Origin of the sequence: Streptomyces sp. NBC_01176 (assembly GCF_045039825.1) — a bacterium.
In the GTDB taxonomy this organism is placed as follows: domain Bacteria; phylum Actinomycetota; class Actinomycetes; order Streptomycetales; family Streptomycetaceae; genus Streptomyces.
The window spans coordinates 345,061-368,441 of the sequence record NZ_CP108601.1 but is presented as its reverse complement, the minus strand read 5'-3'; the positions used below and the strand labels follow the sequence as shown (position 1 = coordinate 368,441).

Below are 23,381 nucleotides of genomic sequence, written 5' to 3'. Positions count from 1 at the left end.
GTGGGCGGCGGCGTCGACGGACTGGATCCACCGCTCGTAGTCCATCACTCCGGGACGCGGCAGCGCCCGCACGTCCGTCAGGCGGCCCTCGACCTCGATCACGACATGGGTGCCGGAGACGGCCCCGGAGCTGCCGACGCCGTGGAGTTCCACCACGTACGAGTCGTTGAAGATCCGGTGGGCGTGGCCGGTCAGGTGGTGCGGGGACAGGCCCGCGTCCACGGCCTCCTGAACGATGCCGTGGGGGTCGAGGATCCCGGCCCCGGTCGCGAGCCGCCCGGTCTCCCGCCCGGCCCGCCGCCCCGCCTGCCGCACGACGTCCGCAGCCTGGGCAGCGGTCCAGCGCGGCGCCGTGGTGGGCCACTGCCCCGGCATGGTCGGGGCACCGGCCTCCTCGTCGGTCCCCGCAGCCACGGAAGCGGTCGCTTCCCCGGTTTCTCCGGTCGCCCTGGTTGCCCCGCTTTCCACGCCGTCCCACGCCGTGGGGGTCGCGCGGTCGAGGTCGGCGAACAGTTGCCGCACCGCCTCGCGTACTGGCTCGCTGCCCGCGGCCCGGTCCACCCAGGCCGTCTCGGGCAGTCGCAGCACGCCGGCCGGTCCGTTCGCGTCCGCGGCGGTGAGCGGGCGCGGGGCCGGCGGGGCGGGCAGCACCGCGGTGGCCGCGTCGTCGAGGGTCCGGTAGGTGGGCAGCGCCATGGTCACGTGCCCGTCGGCCGCCCCCGGCGCCATGGCGGGTCCGTCGCTGTAGGACGTCCACGTGCGGTAGGTGGCGGGGATCCTATGCACCCGAATGCCGTCCGCGCCGGGGCTCATGGCGTAGAACTCGTGTCCGCTTCCCGCGCTGGAGCCGGTCGCGGTCGAGGTCTGCCGGATGTGGGTGTACTCGGGGGCGACGCCCCGCAGCCCCGCGTCGCCATGCCGGTCGAACGGGTTGTCCAGCGAGGCGCGCGCGGTGCCGGTGTAGGCCCGGGGGACGCGTGTGACCTGCTCGTCGCCGGGGACGGTCGAGCCGGTGTAGTTGAGCATCTGGACGCCGGTCAGGTCGGCGACGTGGGTGACCCCGCCGTGGGGCTCGTCCGTCAGGTAACGGCGTTCCGCGGTGATCCGGAAGGCAAGGCGCCGGGTTCCGGTGACCGCGGGTACCTCGAACCGGACTGTCTGACCGCCCTCGACCATCTGGTCGAGTCCGGCGCGCAGTCCCACGCCGGAGCGGAGCTGTTCGAGCTTGCGTACGTTGTTCAGTCGCGCCAGCTGCAGAGCGTTCTCGGTCGGCATCCGCAGCCAGGAGGCGCTGCGGTCCTGCCGCGGCGGCAGGAAGCCGTGCTCCTCCAGCCAGGCCTCCAGGTCGTCGAAGAGCGGACGGGTCCCCTCGACGTTCAGCGGGGTGGTCAGCACCCCCAGCGAGCGCAGGTGCAGGACCTCCGGCGGCAGATGACGGACGGTCGTCGGGACGCCCGTGACGGTGGCCTCGGACGGCACCCGAAGGATCAGCGGGTACGTGGTGGCACCGGCCAGTCGGGTACCCGCGGCCGGGACGTGCTCCGGGCCGTCGGGGCGCACCAGGGTGACGTGGTGGACGGCGTCCGCACGCACCAGCAGCAGGGGCTTGCCGGTCCGCAGCGAGTGCGACGTCTTGGCGCTGCCGCCGGAGCCGAGGGTGTGGGTGATCTGCTGCTGGACCCCGGCCTGCGCGCTCAGGGTGAAACCGATCTGCCCGGTGCCGGTGACCGGGTCGGACGGGCCGGCCGCGAAGCCGAGGCCGAGACTGAAGCCGACACCGGCCGCGTTGGTGGCCGCCGCCCTGCCGGCCAGAGTCACCGAGCGCATCACGTGCGACTCCAGCACGGTGTTCCGGGTGGGCGGCCCCGCGAGGGCGTCGGGGCCGGTGCGCTGCGACAGCTCGCTGCGCAGGCGCAGCATGCCGATGACCGAGCCGTCCCGGGCGAACAGGGTGGGCGAGGTGTGGCGGCCGCCGTACATCAGGGGCAGGTTGCCGCGCAGGTTGCCCTCGCCCAGGAAGTGGCGCAGCTCGTCCAGCGAGGACTCCGAGATGTCCGCCAGTTCGCGCTCGAAGGAGTTCAGTACGTCGGCGAGGAACTCGTCGGCGTGCGGCACGCTCTCCACCGCGAACAGCGGCACCCGCTCCAGCAGCGTCTCCATCGACGCCGGGCGATTGGCGGGGTCCTGGCCGGTCAGGGTGGCGGGGTCGGCCTCGCTGTCGACGAGGTGCTGGGGGAACCACACGGTCAGTGCGCCGGGCACGGAGGTGCGGGGCGTGTGCCACTGGTCTTCGGTCCGGACGGTGTGGGACTGCTCTCCGGTCCGGCCCGTCTGCGGCTGCTCTCCGGTTTGGTCCGTGGTGAGCGCCTGCCGGAGCGAGTCGGTCACCCGCAGCTGCGCGTGGATGTCGTACGCGAATCGCTCCTGGGGCTCGCGGTTGCGCAGCAGGAGCATCGGCTGGTCGGTGATGCCGGTCGTGAGCGAGGCGGTCCGCTGGTTGACGGTGACGTTGAGACTCGGGCTGAGCGTCACCCGCCGCAGCCAACCGGTCTGCGGGAGCTGCCAGGTGTGTCCGTGGGCCAGGCTCCCCGAACGCAGGTTGCCGGTGCTGCCCGTACCGCCGGTCTCGCTGACGCCGAACACCCATCGCTGTACGGCGACCGGCGGTCCTTCCGGCATCCGCTCGATCTGCGGGGAGACGGCGCGGGGACCGGACAGGGTGAACCGGAGGACGGCCCACACGGAGTCGCCCCGGCGGGGCACTTCCAGGGGCAGGCCGTACCGGCTGAACAGCCGTGCCCACTCGCTGCTCAAGAAGGGGGAGGTGAGCCTGGCGCGCACGGCGGCACGGACGTCCTCGTCCGCCCCCCGGTCGCCCTCGACCTGACGGATGACCTGGTCCTGGAGCCAGACGACGGTCTCCTCGGGCACCGGCTCGATGTGGACCATGCCCTGCGTGCCGTCCCGAACGGTGCCGAAGTTCGCGACGGCGGAGCTGAACCGGGCTTGGACGGTGGGCTGTTCCGGCGCGGCCGTCACCGATGCGGCGGTCGGCAGCGGAGCCGTCACGGCGTCCGCGGAAACGGGCTCCGCCGACTGCCCCCGGAACGCGGCGGCGTCCCCGGAAACAGGCTCCGGCCACTGCTCCTCGGCCGGGACGGTGGCTGCCTCCGGTCGCTCCTTGTACGGCACGGGCCTGACCTCGACGCCCAGCCGGTCGCTGAACCGGCTCGCGACGTTGGCCAGCCACTGGGCACTCTTCTCGGCGGTCAGCCCCGGGCGCACCTTGGCGCTCATGTAGCGGCCGGACTTGTCGTTGACCGTCCAGGCTCCCGACTTCTCGTTCCAGGCGAACTCTCCTGCCACCCGGCCTAGGCCGACAAGGCTGTCACCATCCCGCCCGAACTGGACGACGACACCGGTGTGACCGACACCGTCCAGCAACTCGCGCAACCGCTGAGGCGTCATGTCCGGCTCGGCACGCTGCACACCCTCCAGCAGCGTACGGAACTCTTCCTCGCCCATCACCCCGGTGACGTTCTCGGTGCCCAGCGCGATGTCACCGTCCTCGGTGACCACATACAGCCACGCGGCGCCACGGTCGGCGGTCAGCAGGGTCGGCGGGACCTCATCAAGGTTCGTCAGCAGCGGATTGGGGCGCACGGTGCCGTGCTCGCCCGGGTAGAGCTCATGGTCCTTGACCTTCTTGGGGCCGACGACCGGGCCGTAGAGGTCATCGAGGTCGGCGTCCGGCCGCTGCGACGGCTCTCCGGTCCGGGAACCGGCCTCACCGGTCGAGCCCGCTGATCCGCCGGGCAGTACGCGGGCGGCGGAGCCGGCGGCCAGTCGCCCCGCCCGTCGCAGAGCGGCGTCCCTGCCCTGGGTGTGGAGGACCTGGGCGACCTCGGTCACCTGTCTCCGATGGGCCTCCCGCAATGCCTCGGACCGGGCGTCACGGCCGATCACCGGTCGTGACGGCAAGTAGCCGGACGCCTGGGTGAACAGTCGGCGCTGCTCGTCCGGATGCAGACGCGCATAGTCGAGCCGCGTCTGGCCGGGCTCATCAGAGGTGTGCGGCCGGGCGGGGTGGATCGGACGCCGCACCCGCCCAGAACTCTCGCCGGGCTCACTCGACCGATCCGAATCCACGGGGCGGCTCCCCCCCGGTCTGAAACCGCTTCGACCAGTGCCGTCGGACCCGTTCGCCGCACTGGTCACATCCGTCACGGTCACCGGCAGCTGGTCACCGAGGAGGGTGGAAGCGGCGGGTCCCCGCTGGGCGGGAAGACCCTGCGGCGCCGACTGGGCGTCCAGGTCGAGGCGTTCGGCTTGCCCTGCTGGTGGGGCGGTGTGGAAGCCAGGGGCGACGGAGGGCCGGTCCGCGTGCTGCGGCACATCGGTGGGCTCGGGCGCGCCGACGGAGCCGGGCGGGCGGAAGAGACCGGCGGCCCCGTCGCCCGTCTCGCCCGGTGCGGCGTCGTGGCCCGTCGGTGAGGACGGCAGGAGCGGCGACAGCGAAGCGCCGAGAAGGCCTGCGATGTCCAGGCCGCCGTCTTCGGAGACCGGCCGTGGCGACGGAACGCCTTCGGAGGCGCTGACCGCGGTCGCCGGCCACAGCGCCCCCGGGTGTGCCGCGGACTCGCTCAGCAGCGAGGCCACCTGCGCAGACCCCTGGGCCAGATACCGGAGGGTGTCCTCGGCCGCCGGGGAGAGGTGGCCCTCGCTCGCGGGATGCATATCGACGTCGAACACGGCGCGCCGGCGCAGTTCGGGGCGAGACTCGGTGCTCGGAAGGGTGGTGCCCGGAAGGTCACGCCCCCGGTTGTGGGAATGGATCGTGAATTCGCGGGCCGTCGGTCCGCCGACGGCCCCCTGGCCGTTCCTCAGTATGCGGAGACTGGCTTGCAGCCGCTCGCTGAAGTCCGCGACCAGCCAGTTCAGGCGGGCCTGGGCGGTCCGCCTGGCCCGGTCCCCCACGCCGGGCAGGGACGCGAAGCTGTCACGGCTGCCGTTGCCGCCGACCGAGATGTTGACGACCGGCAGCGGCAGGCCGTGCGCGTGGTTCCACAGACCGACACGGGCCACCCGAGCGGCGAGGTGGTCGAGTCCTCTGGATTCCTCCTTCGACAGCCGCATCTGCCCTTCGGCGAAGGTGAACCAGGAGGACGGTCCCGACGGTGGCCGGTGCGCACCCACGACCACCGCGGTGAGCGGAGCGACTTCGATCCCGGGCCGGTCCTGCCGATTCATCCCCGCCACCGCGTCGTGGAAGGTTTCCTGCGGACGCCGGCTGACGAACCGCAGATGCCAGAGCTCCTCCGGCCGGAACAGCCCCAGCTTGTTCGAGAGGGCTCCGAGGGAGCTCACGGCGCGCCCGAGAGCCCGCTCGGCCTCCCTGTCGGCCTGCTCGGCCCCGTCGAGCCCCCGCACCTCGGCGGAACGGGAGCGTGCGTCGCGCAGCAGGCGGAGGCTGGCCGCGGCCGCCTTGGACGCGGCGGCGGCGTCACGCTCTCGCCCCGGCTGGAGTCGGTTCGCCTGGTCCTGGTGCGCGGCCTCGATTTCCTCGAGCCGGTCGGCGTGAAGCGCCAGGTTCCGTTCCACCGCCTCGGTGAGCAGACGCCGCCTGCCCCCGCCGCGCGCGTAGTTCTCGAGCGTGACCGCCGAGTCGCCGTCCTCGCTGGTAAGGACCGGCGCCGCGAAGTGGTAGCCGAAGGGATGGTCGACCGGGTGGTACGCCTCGGCGTAGTTACCGAGTACGAAGCCGCCTTGTTCGTCGGACGCGCCAATGGACTGGGTCAGGTACGCCTCGCCGATCTCGGCCCATGCGTGGTCGTTGATGCCCACGCTTCCGGCTGTGTTGCCCAACGCCCGCCCCTGCGGTGAGTACCCGGGGAGCGCGCCGAGCTGGGCACCGTAGCGCCGCCCCGGCAGCGGGGTCGGCGGGGCCTCGGGCCGGCTGCCGCCCCTCGCCTTCTCCGCGGCCCAGGCTACGTCGGGCGTCCGGGCCGTCGTGCGGCTGCCGTCCGCGACGTCCGTAACGGCCGCGGCGAGCCGGTGCATCTCGCTCACCTTCAGCCCGTCGGCGGCGTTCATCGGGCCGAGGCCGATGACGCCGCGCGCGTCCCGGAACACCAGGTGGTCGGGGGCGCCGCCCAGTACGTCCCTGGCCACGTCCCGGCAGACGTCCGTGGTGGGGGGTGACTTGGGCCGGACCCGGAACAGCACCCGGTCGGCACCGTTGTGCCGCAGGGCGATCGACACGTCCTGGTCGAGGACGAGCTCCACGGTGCTGCCGGCCGCGCGCAACGCCGCGGAGGCCCGCTCGAAGGCCCTGCGGGTGGCGAACGCTTCCTGGACCTCCTCCCCCTCGCCGACCGCCAGAGTGCCGTCCCCCGACACCCGCAGCCTGGGGTGGTCCTCGGTGAGGATGTGCTGTTCCACGGTCACCAGGCGCCCGGGGGCGGTCCCGTCAGAGTCCCTCGCGGTGCCGTTGGCGTACCTCGCCGTGCCGACGGAGTCCGTCGCGGTCCCGTCGGAGTCCCTCGCGGTGCCGTTGGCGTACCTCGCCGTGCCGACGGAGTCCGTAGCGGTGCCGTCGGACAGTCGGGCGGACGTGATCCGGCGGAAGACGCCACCGGCCTTCGCACCGTCCGCGCGCACCACCGTGTAGTCGTCGGTGAGTCCGGCGAGCGGCGAACCGGGCCACGCTTCGCTGTCTGGCAGGAGAGACGGGGCGCTGTCCGGCAGGAGCAGCGGGCTGGGTCGGCGCCGGTCGGCGCGACCGGTACGACCGGTCTGGGCAGCCGTGGTGGCAGGGTCGGCCGGGGTGGCGGGACTTGTGCCGAGGGCGGGCGAAGACCCGTGGTCGGCAGCGGGGGCGAGGTCGGGGTCCGCGTGGGCAAGCTCCCGCGCGTGTCCACCGGACGGGCCCGCGGTGTCCGGGCCGCCGCTCCGAAGAACGCCCGTCCTGCCGCCCGCGTCCAAGTCGGCGTCGTCCCGGGCGTCGTCACCGTCCGGGTTGTCTTCCCGGACGTCGGCACCGTTCGAGAGATCATCGGTACGACTGCCCGGCAGCGTACTGACGGGTGCCTCGTCGCCGCGCAGAGCCGTACCGATGGGCGGCTCAGCGGGAAGCTCGGCCTCCTCGGCGATGGCCGCCAGCGGCGTACCGGTCGTGGGCGGCTGTGCTTCCTCGGGGATGGTCTCCAGGGCCGTCGTCCGCCGCGGCGCGTCCGCGTCGGCCCGCGTACCGGCCGCGCTAGCCGTCATCTGCGCCTGCGCCGCTTCCTGACGCTGCTCTGGGCCCTGCTCTTGCTCCTGCCACTCCCGCAGTCGGCTGACGAGTGCCTCGGGATCGGTGTGGCCCCACGCCCTCAGAGCCCGCTCGTCCCCGGACAGCCTCAGCTTCGCCGCAGCCCACCCGATGGCCTGCCGGGCGGACGCGTCGGAACCGGCGGAGAGAATCCCGCGTGCGGCGGCGACGCGATGGGCCCGCAGTTGCGCGTGGACCTCGGAGACCCGCTCGTGGGACGCCAGGTAACGCGTCCACGCATCCTCGCGGGTGCGCGGGAAGTCATCGGCGTACGACTCCCGGTGGGGCCGGAATCCGGCCGCGTCGGCTTCGAGTTCGTCGGCCCAGGTCCGGGGCGTGGGCTCCTGGCCGGTCCGGTCGTCCCGTACGTCGGCCCCGAGGTCGGGCCCCAGGAGACCGAGCAGGTCCGCGCCGACGCTCAGCATCGGGAAGCGGACCGCTTCCACCCCCTGCTGCGGTGCCTGCCGCGACCGGTCGAGCAGCGTGCCCTGCGCGTCCATGTCGAGCGACCGGACGGTGCCCTCCACTCCCGTAGGCCCCTCCAGGGCATTACCGGAGCGGTGGTCGAACCACCGCACTCGGCCGCGGACGTTGACCGCGTAGAGCGGGTGGCCCGGTCCGCCCGCGAGGCGTTCGGGCACAACCAGCGCGCGGGCGCTCGGCCCCGCCTCCGTCAGCAGCCGCTCCAGGTCCGCCACCGCATCGGACGCGGAGGAGTCCCAGAGCCGGAAGGCCCGGTCGACGCGTGCGCGGTCCTCTCCCCTGAGCGCCACGGCCACGTGCTGTTCAGGCTGCTCGAGCTGTTCGGAGGCGGGCTGCCCGGCGACCTCTGTCTGCCGGGCAGTGGGCAGGTCCGTCTCGGCGGGCGGGGCGAGCGGGTCGGAGGCGTGCATCAGGCCTGAGGGCTGGACCCAGTCGCTGTGCACCGTGCCGTCCGGCTCGGTGATGTCAACGCGGATGTGCGCGTCGAGTTCGTGGGCGATGTCCCGGGCCAGGTGCTCCACGGACAGAGCCGCGAACGAGACCACCGGCGGGAGCGGGAGCGGCCCGATGACAGCGTTGTCAGGACCCACGGTCAGCTCGTCGTGGACGCGGTTGACCTCGCGGACGACCTCGTGGACGGCGGCCTCGTCGATGGCCGCGGCCGTGGCACCGGCCACGACCGGATCAGCAACCGTCCCCGAACCGGCAACCGTCCCCGCATCAGCAACCGTCGCCCGATCGGTGGTCGACCCCGGATCGGTGGTCGGCCCCGCCGCCAGGAGCGTCCGGTAACGCGCGAGGCTCTCGGGCTCGTCGACGTCCGGGTGGGCGGACCGGGCGTCGGCCAGGTCCGCGCTCAGGGTGTCCACCGCCCAGCGGAGCACGGCCCGGTGAGTCTGCCGGTTCAGCGCCGCGCGGTCCAGGCGGAGCACCACCGCGTCCGGGCGGCCGTCCGTCCCGGCCCGGACACGGCGGGCCACCACCTGGTGCAGCCGGGCCGTGGTGATACCGGGCTCGTACGCAGCCCCGGCCATCAGGGCGGCCAGGTCGAAGGAGGGCGCGCCGTCGAGACCGGCCCAGCCGCGGCCCGCGCGGTCGGCCGGCTCGGGCGACTTCGCCAGCCGGACCCGCAGCTCGTCGGCCTCGGCCTGGAACAGCTCCAGGTAGACATCACCGGTGAACGGGTCGCTGTACTGCGTCTTCCCCCGGGTGACCGGTCCTATCAGCCGCCGGACGTACGGCTCGGCCTCCAGCCAGTAGCGCGCCCGCACCCGCACCAGGAAGACCGGTCCCTGCTGTTTGATGTGCTGCTCGCGCCGGTGGTTCTCGCTGCCCGTGCCGGCCAGGCCGCTGCCGGTGTTCCGCGACATGCTGGTGTCGCCCCCCGCGGTGTACGGCGGGTAGGCGCGGCCGTCCGGCGACTGCGCGGGGTCGTGCGAGTGGAGGATCCCGGCGCCGGAGGCGCCCGCACTGGCGGAGGGCCGCCAGCGGTCGTTGGCGGCGTTGACCGCGGTGCCGTCCTGGTGCTTGCTGTAACGGCCGGTTCCGGTGCCCTGGACCGGGCCGAGGATCTCCAGGTCGTACAGGTCGCCCCGCAGGTACAGCTCGGCCCTCTTGGACGTGTGGCCGGGGACGTACAGCCCGGGGGTCAGCAGGTGGCGCTGCCCTGCCGAGGCCTTCAGGATGTGACCGGCCAGCTGGCCGCGGCTCATCAGCTGGGGGATCGTCAGACTGGTGCGGGTTTTCGCGCCGTCCGCGTCGGGGCCGAACAGATCTTTCATGAGGGCGAGGGCGGCCGGCAGTCCGTCGTCCAGGAGGGCGCCTGCCACGAAAACGTCGCCGGGCAGCGCGGGCAGCGGCCGCGGATCGCGCAGAGCCCGCGGACCGTACATGGGGCGGAACTCCCCGATGCCGCGAGGGATCTGCAGGTCCAGTACGCCGGAGACGCTGCTGACACTGGTGGCGGAGCGAGCGGAGTCCAGGCCGCGGTACAGCCCGGCCAGCCAGTTGTTCAGCGGCCGGCCCGCCATGTCGAGGCGGCGGACCTCGACGGTGAGGGCGTGCCGGACGCGGGCCAGGTAGGTGCCGTTCCAGTCGTAGGCGGTCCGGATGTCCGTGTCCGCCGCGGTCTGGGAGACACCACGGTGGCGGCCCTCCGCGAGACCTACTACCGCGTGCCCGTCGGCGTTCGCCTCCCCGCCGCCAAACTTGCCCGCCGTGAACGTCTGAGCGGAGTCGTGCGAGGTGCCGACGGCGGTGGCCATGGCGGCGTGCGAGTAGTTCTCCAGACCGGTGTCGGGCCGGAAGTCGTGGATTTCGGGGGCCGACGTGAGCACGGCGGACAGTTTGATCTCCACGACGTCCGACAGTAGCCAGCCGATCGGGTTGACCAGGTAGAAGGCCTGCCCGTTCGAGGAGAGCAGGTCGTCCCACATGTTCGCGTCGCGGCCCTCGGCGAGCAGGGCCTGCAGGGAGTCGACGCTGCCCTGAAGGCGGCCGATGCGGCGCCCGTCGCCGGTCCACAGCTCGGGCCGGGACGCAAGCAGTCCCGGGGCGACCCCATCGACCTGGTCGCGCACGATGTCGAACGTCGAGCGGCCGTCGTCGTAGCGGATGGAGTGCACCCCGCTGTGGCCGAGGATCCTGCCGCCCGGATCCTGCCGGGTGAGGTACTCGGGGAGCCCCGTGCCGGGGAAGCCGACGCCCGGCTCGGCGAGGTCCAGGGCGAAGCGGTGGTTGAAGGCGGTCCTGGTCCGCGCGTCCAGGACAGGCAGGGCGCCGCTGCGGTGCAGGTGCTCCAGTGCCCCGGCCAGGGCCTTGCGGTCCGCGACGAGTGCGGCCAGGGCGTCCGCCGCCGCCTGGCCGGTCTCGTCCAGCGGCCTGCGGCCCGGCTCCGGTACCTCCGCCGTCCAGCGGGTCAGCACACCGGCGACGGTATTGCCGCTGAGCCTGAGCTTTCCGGCGTACCAGCGGTTCATCACGTCGACGAGCTGCTCGTCGGAGACCGGCACGTTGTCCGCGGCGTACTGCGCGAGCGCCTCCGGTTCGGACAGCAGGTAGACGACCGTACGGCCCTTCACCTCCCGCCGGTCCGAACGGCTCGTCTGCGGGCGCAGTTTGCCGTGCTCCTCCCGGCGGCCGGTGACGGTGAAGTCCACGGAGGTCCGGTAGGCGTAGGCACGGTTGAAGTCGAGCTGGATCAGCTCGCGGGCGGCGGCGCGTGTCTCGGTGGTGGAGGCGTTCCACTGCAGATTGCGCCCGGCGTCCGTCTTGCCCTGGACGGAGCCGGTGCCTTCGGAGCCCACCGGGCCACCGACGGTGACGTCGGCCTGCACCCACCTCAGGCCCTGGGAACTGGTGTCGGTGGTGCCGGCCTGGTTCAGGGCGAACCTGATGACGCCCATCACGAACTGGTCCTCGGTGGCCCCGGCGAAGACGGAGGGCCCCATGCTGCCCCGCATGTCGACCGCGGCGAAGGTGTCGCCGAACCAACCGGGGTCGAAGAACTGGTCAGTGGCGTAATGCCTGTTGAGGATCTCCTTCAGGTGGCCGCGCACCTGGATGGTGCTGGTGAATGCGGACAGTTCAGGGTCCGCGTGGCCCTGCGGGCCGGTCAGATCCCCGAGCACCGAGGCGGCTGCCTCGCGCAGTCCGCTCGCGTCGGTGTAGTAGACCACCGCCCGGTCGAGCACCGAGGACGGGGTGCGCCGCGCGGACGGACGGGACGAGGCGGAGGAGCTGGATGAGGCGGACGAGGTGCCGGGTCGGCCGACGTGGCCGAGCGGCAGCAGGTATGCAAGGGCCTCCTGCCGGGGCAGCGAGATCGGCTCGGGATCGCGCGCCCCCGGCCGCAGCCGGCCCCGCACACCGCTGTGCTGGAGCTCCAGGGTGACCGTGTAGTCACTGAACAGCGTGAACTGGTTGACGACTCCGTGGTATTCGAGCAGCTCCGGCCGGTTGCCGAGGAAGGAGACGTTCTCCCCCGCGCCGACCTGCCGGTACAGGTCGACGCCGGTCGCGGCCCCCTTGAGCTGGTTGAACAGAGCCTTGAACCGGAAGCCGAGCGCGACCTTCCGGCTGCCTGCCGTGGACTGGCTCGCGGTGTCCATGCCCATGCCCAGGTTGACCACGTGCATCCGGTCGGTCGACCCCTCGAACCGGGGCGGCGCGTCCTCGGAGGCCTTGGCCGCGATCGTGATCCGGACGGCGTCCAGCGGGTCGGTCGCGAGGACACCCCGCCGCACGTACAGGGTGAACCGGAAGCCCCTCTCCTTGTGCATCTCGTCGTAGAGCGACTCCAGGCCGCGCGGACCCCGGAAGTACTTGCGCAGCAGTTCCAGGTTCTCCAGCTGGCTGTCGAGTTCGGTGGCGTGCGTCCAGCGGCTGTTCCCGGCCAACGGTGCGCTGTGGTCCTCGGGCAGGAAGCCCAGCCCGGTCAGCTTCTTCGCCAGCTCTTCGTACAGGGTGCTCGTCGTCTTCTCGTCGACGTCGACGAGGCCCATGCCGACGCCGCGGCCCTCGGCCACGTGCGGGGGGACGTCCAGGTGCTCGGGATCGCCCGAGCGGCGCCCGGTGCCCCTCAGCAGACCGGCCTCGTACGTCACCGTGCGGCCCAGCGGCCCCTCCCGGACGATCACCACCCGACCGGCGGCGGAGACCGATTCCGAGCCGTCCGACGGCTCGGCGTCCTCCCTCGGCTCGGCGACGGAACCACGGGCCGACGCACCGCGCTCCGACGGCTCGGCGACGGAGCCGCGGACCGGCTCACCGAGCTCCGCCAGCTCGGCGGCATCGGTGACCGTGTCGAGCTCGGTGATCCACGGCCCGTCGTCGGGCGTACGGCGGCCCCGCTCGGTCTCCGCACCGGCCGAGGGGGTCTCCTGCAGGACGACGGTGCCCCGCAGCGCCTCCTCGTCCACGGGGAAGCCGTACTTGAGGGCGTCGGACTCGGGCAGCCGCACCAGTGCCTGGCCGGGCACCGCCGGCGTCCTGACCGGTGTGCCACCGCGTACCGCCACCACGGCGCTGTGCGTGAGCTCGAGCCGGTAGGCGGCCGTGTGGCCCACCTCCCGCGACACCACGACCCACAGGCCGGTCCGGCCGGCGGATATGCCGTCGGAGTTGGACCAGGTCATGGAGAGCGACGCGGAGACACCGAGCCCCAGGGCGGGACTCGCCGTCGGCACGTGCAGCAGGTTCAGCTCGGCCGACGGCACGGTGAGCGTGCTGGAGTTGCCGATCGTGTGGCTGCCGCCCGTACCGTCGATCGCGGTCCGCACCCGCTCCAGGTGGGCCTTGTTGCTCGTCACGCCCACCCGCTCGCCGCGCGAGGTCCGCACGGTGTGCAGCTCGACGGTGGCGACCGGCCTGCCGTGTCTGTCGTGGAGCGTGAACGAATGGCCGTGCCCCGTTCCGACGGTCTCGTCCAGGTGGGACTGGAGACGCCAGAGCTTGTGCAGCAGCTCCTGGCGCGGGGCGCTGCCGATCGGAAGGCTCAGCCCCTGCCGGTCCAGCGCGGCGGCGATCCGGTCGAACAGGGCGGGCAGGCCGGTCAGGCCGGACGCGTAGTGCATCGCGGGCAGCCGGTGCTCCAGCACTTCGGCGCCGACCGCGGTCACCTGGGACGGCGCCCGGCCCAGATAGTGGTCCGGGAGGGCGAGCAGCAGGCGCCGGCCGTCCTCGGTCTCCACGGGGGTCGGATCGATGCTGTCCCAGCCGCGCGTGGCGTCGGTGCGGAGCCGCACCGACCAGCCGGGCCGGTAGGCGATCAGCGTCGACGTGTCCGTGGACACCTCGACCTGGCCGCCCTCGGCGTCGCCGAGGCGGTTGGTGGACCGGGCCGACGCGTTGGCCGTGCCCGAAACACCCACACCGACCCTGGCGACCTGGAGCACGCCGGGACTGAGGCCGATGCCGTACGACATTGACACCGCGGCGCGGGTGGCGCTCGTGGGCCCCGAGTGGGACTGCACGTGCGCGCCGGTCGCGAACGAGGCGTTCATCCCTCCGACGATGCGGAATCCCTCCGCCGCCTGGCCACGCTCGGGCACCAGGCCCTGCGGTCCGGCCCTGAGGGCGAGCATTGCGGCGTCCGGGGCGCGCGTTTTGGCGTCGGAGGTACCGAGCGGGGGCTGCGCGGACTTCGCGGGGGCGGCCTCCGTGGTCGGTGCCCCGTCGTACGCCGCGGCCGGGTACCGCACCTCCCTCGGGTCGTGCGGGTCGAGCGTGATCAGTACCTCGGCCCGGTCCAGGGTGAGGATCAGACCGCCGACCGACTCGTCCGTCGCCGACAGCAGGTAGGGGTAGTCGAGGCGCGTGGGAAGGCGGTTCCACACGTCTTCCGTGACGCCCGCCCCGGCCTTCTCGGCCAACGCCCGCAGCCGCCGGATCACTTCGGGCACGCCCGGCAGCCCACCCCGGGGGATGCCGATCGACCGCGCCGCGGGGTCCACTTCGACCGGGTCGCCGAACATCGGCCGGGCGTCGGGCGAGACGTGCTGCCCCGGGTCGCCGTCGGCCGCGGCTTCGGCGGCCGGGCCGGATTCACCGTCACCGTCACTGTGCGCGTCAGCGGCGTCGTCGGCTCGGTGCGGGGTCCACGGCGCGGTGCGCCGCTGCTGGAACAGCGGTACCCCGTCGGGATGTTCGCCGTCGAAGAGCCGGAACCCCTCCCTCGGCCGGGCGTCCGCCGCCTGCCCGGTGACGCCCGCCTGCGCCTCGCCCAGCGTGCCGGTGGCCGGGTCCAGACGCACACCGCCGGCGGTGGCGACGACCGGCATTCCCAGGGCTTCGGCCAGCGGCACCGCGAACCGGTGGGCGCCCGGTGCGGCCAGCACCGGGACGTACCCGGGAGCCGCCGCGGACAGCAGGGCGGCGAGCCCTTCGGTGCTCACCGGCCGGCCGCCGACGGCGAGGCCGCCGTCACGGGGCTCGCCCAGGACCAGGACGGAGTTGTCCGGCAGCAGATGCGGCAACAGCTCCAGGGCAGCCCGGTCGAGGCCCACCGCAGAGGCCGAGGCGTCGGACCCCGGCAGCCACACCGCGACCGGCCGGTCACCGTACAGGGCCGTCCGCGACCGCGAGAGGAGTTCATCGATGAGCATGGCTCCGGTCACCGTCGCGTCCGGACGCCCGTCGGCCTCACCCGGCACCGCGACGGACTCCGACGGCTCGTCCTCCTCCGCGATGGACGGAAGCCGCCCCCTCGACACGGACGGCACCGGAATCTCCGCGCCGGCGGAAGCGGACGGCACAGCGCCCGCGTCCGCGCCCGCGTCTGCCGCTGTCCCTGCCCGCACCGGCGCCTGCCCGACTCCGGGCTCGGCCACCCCGGACTCCGACGGCTCGTCTCCCTCCGCGATGGACGGAAGCCGCCCCCTCGACACGAACCGCACCGGACCCCCGGTATCAACGGAGGCGGACGGAACCGTACTCGTCTCCGCCTCCGCCTCCGCCTGCCCAACCCCGTTCTCCGCCACGGCAGTCGTGGCCGCGGCAGGAGCCGGGATCGCCCCGGAAGCCGCGTTCGTCGCGGAAGCCGCGTCTGCCACTGGAGCCGTGTCCGACGCGGGCGTCGTGGCCCCGGCGGGCGCGAACAGGGCAGGCGCGAACAGGTGGGGGAGCGACTCCTCCAGGCCGTCGACGAGCTTGCCGTCCTTCAGCGGGAGCATGCCGGTCAGGCCGCCGGGGACATCCACCTCCAGCGTCCTGGGCGGGCCGTCGACCGCCTCCATGACGACGGTGACGTCGAAGCGGTAGAGGCGGAACCTGCGGACGCTTTCCTTGTTGTGCTCCTCGGTCTCCGCCGCGGCGGACACCAGCTTCTCCTCGTTGATGACGCCGGCTTCGTACGGGGTCCGGCCCAGTACGGCATATCCGTCCTCGCCACCGCCCGTGTCCGCGCCCCCGCCGTGGTGCAAGCCCCTCACCCGCTGCTCGGTGCGCTCGTGGTCGTCGTCGTGCTGCTGGTACCGGCGGGCCTTGAACTGCACGCCGTCCGCCGGGCCCAGGAGCTGCGCCTTGGTCAGCCGGAAGCCGACCCGGACCGTCCGGCCGCCGACCGGGACCTCGTACTGATGCGGGTACTCGAGCAGCCTCTCCATGTCGGGGCGCATCGAGCTGCCGCTGGTGCGGCGCGCGTAGTCCAGGCCGGCCGTGGTCATGAAGTCCGTACCGTCGGGCCGCGCGAGTTCGGCGGTCAGGTCGGGAGTGCGTGCGGACCTCAGCGCCGCCACCCTGGCCCACCGGTTGACCGCGTCGGCCGCGAGCACGTCCCAGGTGTGGAGGTTCTTCCGCAGCGCCTCGGGAAGCGCCTCGGGAAGGGACTCGGGCCGCGCCTCCGCCCCGGTGCCGGCAGGCCGTCGCAGGTTCCAGCGCGGGTTCTCGCCGTACATCCGCCGGAACGGCGTGGGCAGTGTCTCCCCCGGCTGAGCGGGTGTCGTGAGGTGGTCGGGGACCAGAAGCCGGACGCTGCCAGGGATGAGCTGGTCGTGGCCGTCGTCGTCGCGGCCGTCGTCGTACCAGGTCCAGAGCCGGTGCGCCTGCCGGAACCGTTCCCACTCGTCGCCCCGGTCCGCGGCGCGGGCGACCGCGCCGGTCAGCAGGTCGACGCCCCGTACCAAGGCGGCCGCGGCCTGCGGCAGTTCGTGCGTGGTGCCCGTCGTGACGCGGAAGGCCAGCTGGTGCTCGAACGCGTGCGAGCCGTCACGGGTGTTCGCTCGCAGAATGGCGACCTTCTTCGCCAGTTCCGTCCCCGCCGAGACCTGGGCGGCGAGGTACCCCGCCGCGTAGTCGACACCGACATGCCCCTGCTGGCCGCTCTCGGAGTCGTGGTCCCCGCCGCGCAGGGTGAAGACCCCTCCGCCGCCGACGGTGTTCCCCCGCTTCTGGGAGGTCTTGTGTCCCTCGAGGCTCTCGCCGCGCAGCGTGAGCTTCACCTCGGGGCGGTGCTGGTGGGCGTGGGCCGGTTCGACTCTCTCCACCGAGACCCGCACCCACACATACTCCGTGGCACCGGCGAAAACCTTGACCGGGAACCAGACCCACACGCCGTTGCCAAGCAGGCTGCCGAGGCGGGCGACGAGTGCCTCGGAGGCGAACACGGCCTCCAGCGACCGCCGCAGCGGATCGGCGGGGCCGGCCCCGTCGCCGGAGCGGCGGCGCAGCAGCCCGCGCGACTCCAGGCGCTTGACGACCTCGTCGAGTACCCCGTCGGCGCGCAGCAGTTCGGGGTGGGCGGCGGTGCGCGGCAGCAGGCCGTCGTTGAGGTAGCCGCGGGCGACCGGCGGTGCTTCGGCCGGTGCTGGGGTCGATGTCACGGCCGGTGCGGGGGCCAGTGTTTCGGAGGACGACTGCCCGTTCCGTCCTGCCGCCGCGCGCGACGGCAGGATGTCGGCCACCCGGCCCTGGGGCACCAGCAGGTCCACGGCGTCGGCGAAGCGCAGGTAGCGGGGGGCCACCTCGACGGTCCTGCCGCCCCTGGTCCTGCTGAGGGCGATTTCGAAGACGGGGTCGGTGCGGTAGGTGTCCGGTGTTCCGGCGTAGGTGGCGCGGGTGACGTCGATGAAGCCCTCGTCGTGTTCCCGGGCGGTGGCCCGGTTCAGCCTGGCCATGCCCTGTGCCATCGCGGTCACCCGGCCGCCGGATACGCCACCGTGGTGGCCGGTGCCCTCGCCGGCCTCGTGGCCTTCGGTGACCTCGGCGTCGCCGCCGGAGTCCGAACCGAACCGGATCTGCGGGCCGGCGACGGCCTGGAACTCGACCGAGTAACCGGTCTCCCCCGGCCTGGTGTGGCGCTCGACGGCCTGGGAGTACTGCTCGATCTCGGTCTCGCCCTCGGTGGGCGCGAGCTTCCTGGGGTCGTAGAGGCGCAGCCTCATCCGGACTGTGGTGCGCGAGCCGTCGGGCGCCTGGAAGTCGACCGTCCGGCCCCGCTCGCCGGTGAACTGGTCGAAGTAGGCGGCCAGTGACTGCGGGCTCAGCATCTCCGCGATCTCGCGCGGCAGCGGGACCCTGGGGTGGAGCCGCTCGTACATGTCGGCGACCGTCTGCCGCAGGGCGGGCATCACCAGGAACGACGGGTACAGCCCGAAGGCGCCCGAGGAGAGGTCGAGCATCTCCACGTCGGCCGGCCAGCGGCGCATCGCCCAGCGCAGTGTGCCCGCCGCAAGCGCCTGCTCCCCGGGCACCGGTGAGGCGGGGACGTGCTCGTGCGGGACGACGATCTGGGCGACCAGGTCGCCGGGCCGCTCCAGCCACCACGGGTCCGGCGTCTCGTCCCCGATCCGCAGGGACAGTTCGTAGGCGATGTCGATGACGTGCTCGTCGACGTCGCCGGTGTTCTCCATGCGCCGGTAGGTCTTGGCCGCCCCGGTGAAGTGGTCGCCTGAGCCGCCGGTGACGCGGCCCAGCAGACGCAGGCCGCCCAGTTGGAGCCGGACCGCGCCGCCCAGCCCGATACGGACGGCGCCGCCGGCACCCGCCTGGAGCGTCCACCGGCTGTCGGTGCCGCCGGTCACCGACTGTCCGACGGCCGCCCGGGTGTTGAAGACCATCGGGTACGAGGTGACGCGCAGCGAGTCGAGGAGGTGCGCGCGGACGGTGAAGGCCACCTCGCGTCCGCCGACCCGGAGGGTGTGTCCGACGCCCGCGAGGACGTTGGTCAGGTCGCCCTCCAGGGCGGGGCGGCCGAAGTGCACGGCGAGCTGGCGGTCCACCGCGGCCCAGTCGACCCGGCCCAGGCGGCCCTGCCGGGCGAGTTCGGCGAGCCGTGCCCGGAAGCCGTCCTCCACCAGTTCGGCGCCGGGCAGCGCCGCCGCGACGGCGTGTCCCAGGCCGCGGCGGCTCGCCAGGGCCAGGGGCTCGCGAGGATCGCGTACGGGACGGTAGTCCGGGCGGAGCAGCCGGTCCGGACGGCCCAGGAGGGGGCCGGGGCGGACACCGGCGACCCGCAGCAGCGCCCGTACGTGCGGCTGGGCGTCGACCGGCGTGGGCAGTGCCTGCGGGGCGGCCAGGGCCTCGGCCACGTACGGCGTGCGGACCGCGCCCAGTGTGCGTTCCTCGAAGTCGGCGGCGCCCCGTCCGTCGCGCCAGGGCACCCCGAGGTCGGCGTCGACCTGCACGGCGGGGGCCGGGGTCTCCAGGCTCTTGTGGGTGGAGGACGTCCAGGTGATCCCGAAGTCGAGGACCGCCTCGTAACGGGCCTGCCTCTCCTTGGTGTTGAGGATGCTGTGGGTCAGCGGCTGCGAGGTGAGGCGGTGGTGCCAGCCACGGGACGTGCCGGCCGTCACGGTGACCAGCGGGGCCAGGCCCTTGACCTCGGCGTGGTGTGCGCCGGCGGGCTGCGCGAGCGCGGGGGCGACCAGGCCGGTGGCGTTGACTCCGAAGGTGAGCGAGGCGGCGCTCTCACCTCCGCCGCCGGTGATCGTCGTCAGCCCCACTCCGAGGTCCGCGCGGGTCTTCACTCCGTCGGTGATGCCGAGGAACCGCAGGCTCTGCGGGGAGAGGTCCATGCGGATGTGGCCCTCGAACCCGTCGAGACCCCGCAGGAGGATGCCGTGGCTGATGCGGTTGGAGGAGTCGCCGCTGGTGGACAGCCAGCTGTAACGGCTGATCACCGTGCGCTCGTTGACCCAGCGCCCCAGTTCCTCCATGACCTTGCGCGCCGTGGCGGCGTGCACTCCTGCGGTGCGCAGCCGGTTCTGCTGGTCGGCCAGTACGGGGGTCACGTCGACGGCGTGCAGGACCTCGCCGCCGAGCCGCGGCCGGGCGGCGCCGGGCAGCGCGTCCTCGGCGGCTTCGCGCGGGCCCGGACGCGGCTCCCCGGGCCCGGACTGCACGGTGGGGAGGCCGATGGTGAGGCCGCGATTTACGGTCTCGTCCACGGTGTGCTCCACGCCGTCGACGAACAGCCGGACCTTCACGCCCGCGGTGAACTTGTTCGTTCCCTCCAGGAAGAGCTTGTTCCCGCTGATCACTGTCTGACGCACGCCGCGGGACCGGGTCTGCCCGGCCTCGGTCATCACCGTCGGCGCGCCGAGCACCACCGCGGAGGCGGCGGCGGAGGCGACGTTTATCGCCGTGAGCAGCACCAGATCGACGCCGGAGGTGACAGTCCTGGACCGCTCGACGGCGGCCGCGGTGGAGTTGAACCGCACCCCGTAGCTGCGCACATCCTCCGGGACGTCCGCCTCCCGTACGGGCTCCATGCCGGCCGGCACCGGGCGGATCCACACCAGCCGGCCGGCGACGACGCGCAGCGCGCCGAGGGCGAGCAGATCGCCCCAGGTCTTGGGGTCGTTGCCCGCGAGTACGGCGGCGACCTCGGCCCGCACCTGCGCGGCGAGGGCGGCATCCGCAATCCCCCGGACCACCGGCTTGGCCGCCCGCCGGGCCTGCTCCGACGTCCACTCGGCGACACCCTGGACCGTGCCTGAGCCGAGCATGCCGTGCTCGGCGTACCAGGGGACGCGGGTCGCGGGCTGCGCCTGCTCACCGGGAGTGACGTCGGCCGTGAGCTGCTCATCGGACGACCCGGCCACCGCAACCTGCGCATCGGACGTCCCCGCCACCGCAACCTGCGCATCGGACGTCCCCGCCGCGGGGGTCCGCTCACCGGGAGACCCGTCCGCCGACCGCACGTCCGGCATCCCGGCCGCCGGGTTCTGCTCCCGCGCCGTCCTCTCGGCCTCGGTCTCACCGGTCACGGCGGTGACGTCCGCCGGTTTGTGCACCACGTCGGCGGGCTCGGTGGGCGCCGGGGCCTGCTGCGCGGACCACCCGCCCGCACTGCCTGCACCGCCCGTACCGTCTCGCAGCCCCGAGGCCTCCCCGGCCCCGGTCGGCTCCTCCTCGCGACCAACGGACTCGGTGACGTCCGCACCGGCGACGGCGGCGGTGCCGGAAGCGTCCCCGCGGTCGACGGCGGTCCCGGAATAGGTCTCCAGCGCCCGGACCAGCTGCTGCGCTTGGGCCCCCTTGTCCTCCACGAGAGCCTGGGCCGCCGCCGCCCTGAGACCGGCCACCATCATCGCGTCCGTACTCGCCATACCGACGAAGGGATGCCGTGAATCGGCCGGACGCCACGCGCCAGGGGGCTGCGCGGCGTGGTCCGCGGCCGGGGCAGACCGGTCCTGGTCGGTGTCCCTTCCGCCCCGGCCCCGGGGCGGCCTTCCGGACCCGCCGGACCCGCCGGACCCGTCGCCGGGCCGTCCCTGCCGCGTGCCACCGCCGTCGTCGAGGCCGTCCCCGCCGACCACCACGGCCCGGGCGTGCACGGCGTCCCGGGCGGGGGGCTCCGTCGTCACCCTGCGCCCGCTGGGTCCCTGCATCTCGATCCACGCCCCGGCGGCGTACGCGAAGGCGTGCCAGGCACCGTGACTGCTCCACAGCACCAGTGCTGTCGCGTTCGGGCCCGCCCCGTCGGTCGCGTCCGCCAGCGCCTGCCACGACTCCACCTGAGCCCAGCCCTCACCGGGCGCCAGCCGGGCCGCCGTGCCGGGCGCGCCGAGCACCGAGTCGTCGGCGGTGGCCGCCGGGTCGGCCCCGCCGGGCAGCCGCAGGCCGTCTGGCAGGGGGGCTCCCGGGTACCGGGCCGCCATCAGGCGTTCCAGCAGCAACGCGGACCACGCGGGGTCGCTGAGGCCGGGGCGCGTCTCCTCCGGGGCGGCCTGCCGCTCGCGCTCGGCCCCGTCGGCCACCGCGTCCACCAGGTCGGTGAGTGCGCGGAGGCCGGTGGATACCGCGGGCCCGGGACGCTGTGCCGCAGGCTCCTCCAGGAGCTGCGGTTCACGGTCCCCCTCCGCCTCCGGCCGTTGCTGCGCCGCGCTCCCTCGCATCACCTGGAGAATGCGCTCCTCGACCGTGTCAACGGAGTCCTGCAGCGGTGTGTCCGCAGCATCCCGCACCCCTGTGTCCGCGGAGTCCTGCGACCGCGCGCCCGGTTCGTCCTGCGCCGAGCGCTCCTGTGCCCCGGCCCCGGCCCGTCCGGCGGTCTCGGCCTGCGTGCCCCTCGCGTCGAACACCACGGCGAGCGCGCGGGCGGGCGAGAGGCCCGGTTGCAGCGGGGTGGTCCGCTCTCCGGCCGGAGCATCGAGGTCCGTCCACAGCGTGTCTCGCGCACGCGTCAGGTACGCGCCCAGCGCCCGGGTCTGCCCCGTGTCCGAGTCCGTCCACCGGACCAGCGCCAGCGCGCCCGGACCGAGGTCCCCCAGCCTGGAGGCGAGCGACGACCAGTCGCCGACCGGGTGCCAGGTCAGGTCCGTCGGCAGCACCGCGGGCCGGGTTCCCGCGCCGGCCTGCTGCCAGATCGCGTTGCGCAGTTCGGCCAGCAGGCTGGTCGCGTGTTCAGCCGCCGAGCCGGCTTCGTGCCCGGCCGACAAGCCGGTCTCGTGCCCCGCGCCGTCCACCTGCCGGGTCGCGTGGCGGCGAACGGCCCGTACGGCGTCGTCCGCGGCGGCGGAGAGTTCGGCCCGGTTCAAGGCGGGTGCCGGGGGACGTTCGACGGTGTGCAGGTAGAGGTTGCCGACGACGTACCGCCGCTCGCCGGTGGGGCCCTGCACGGTCACCTTGGCGACCGCCGCGACCTGGTAGCTCGTCACCCCGGCGCCGTCCACGGACTCCCCGGTGGTGCCGGAGCGCAGGTAATCGCGCAGCTGCGAGGAGGCGCCCGTGGACTGCCCCGCCTGCGGGCGGTCGCCCGCCAGGGCCGACCCGGCAGACATGCCCGCGTCACCCGCGCCGGTCAGGGGGAAACCGGTCTGCACACCGACGGTGGGGCTCATCGCCGTGTCGGCACGTGAGGAGTGGCTCTCGGTGGTGACCCGGACGTTGTCCAGGGAGGTGTTGACGCCGGCGGAGACGGTGAACGGCTCGTACAACTGGACCCGCAGGGATGTGCCGGTCACGCCTGGCCCGCCGAGGAACGGCGCGATCTGCTCCGCTCCCCGCGCGTGCGGCTCGCCGCTCGCGACGAGTTCGCGCAGTCGGGTCAGCATGCCCTCGGTGGACAGGCTCTGCGCGAACTCGCGGCGGTGCCCGCGCAGCGTCGGGGCCACCTGGCGCAGGGCCTGCGCCAGGTGCGGCAGGGCGTCGAAGTGCTGGATCTCGAAGGGGCCGTGTGGCTGCCAGGCATCGCCCTCCAGAAGCCGTTCGAACGACACGACCGACGCGTCCACGGGCGGCTGGAGCGGCGCGACGGGGTCCTCGGTCCTGATGGACGGCTCGACGAGCGTGGGCAGCCCCTCGGGCGTCGCGTCCACCGCGCCCAGCCGGAGTGTCGCGTCGACCCTGGCGGTGGCCCGCACCGTCAGGGGGGACCAGGGGGACCACAGCCGGTTCAGCCCGCTCGCGTCAGCGGCACGGCTCGCCAGCGCGGTGAGCTGTTCGTGGACCCAAGGGTGCAGGACCATCTGCGGTACGAGCAGAAGGGCGTTGGGAAGCAGCGAGGAACTGACGTCCATCGCGATGTCGTAGGGGACCAGGTAGTCGGCGACGTGTGCGGCGACCGTGTGCAGCCATACCCGCTCGTCGTTCGTGAAGCCTGCGCTCTGCCCCACGGTGTCTCGGACGCCGTCGCTGACGGGCAGAC

1 protein-coding gene (running past both ends of the window) is annotated in these 23,381 nt (G+C 73.6%); it reads right to left on the bottom strand.

Every position in this 23,381-nt window falls within one protein-coding gene, locus tag OG199_RS44910, for a hypothetical protein, read on the bottom strand. The gene is 58,938 nt long; 4,299 of those nucleotides lie to the left of the window and 31,258 to its right, leaving coding positions 31,259-54,639 in view, spanning codon 10,420 (partial) through codon 18,213 (complete); the first complete codon in reading order (the gene reads right to left) occupies positions 23,377 to 23,379. Both codon boundaries (start and stop) fall beyond the window edges.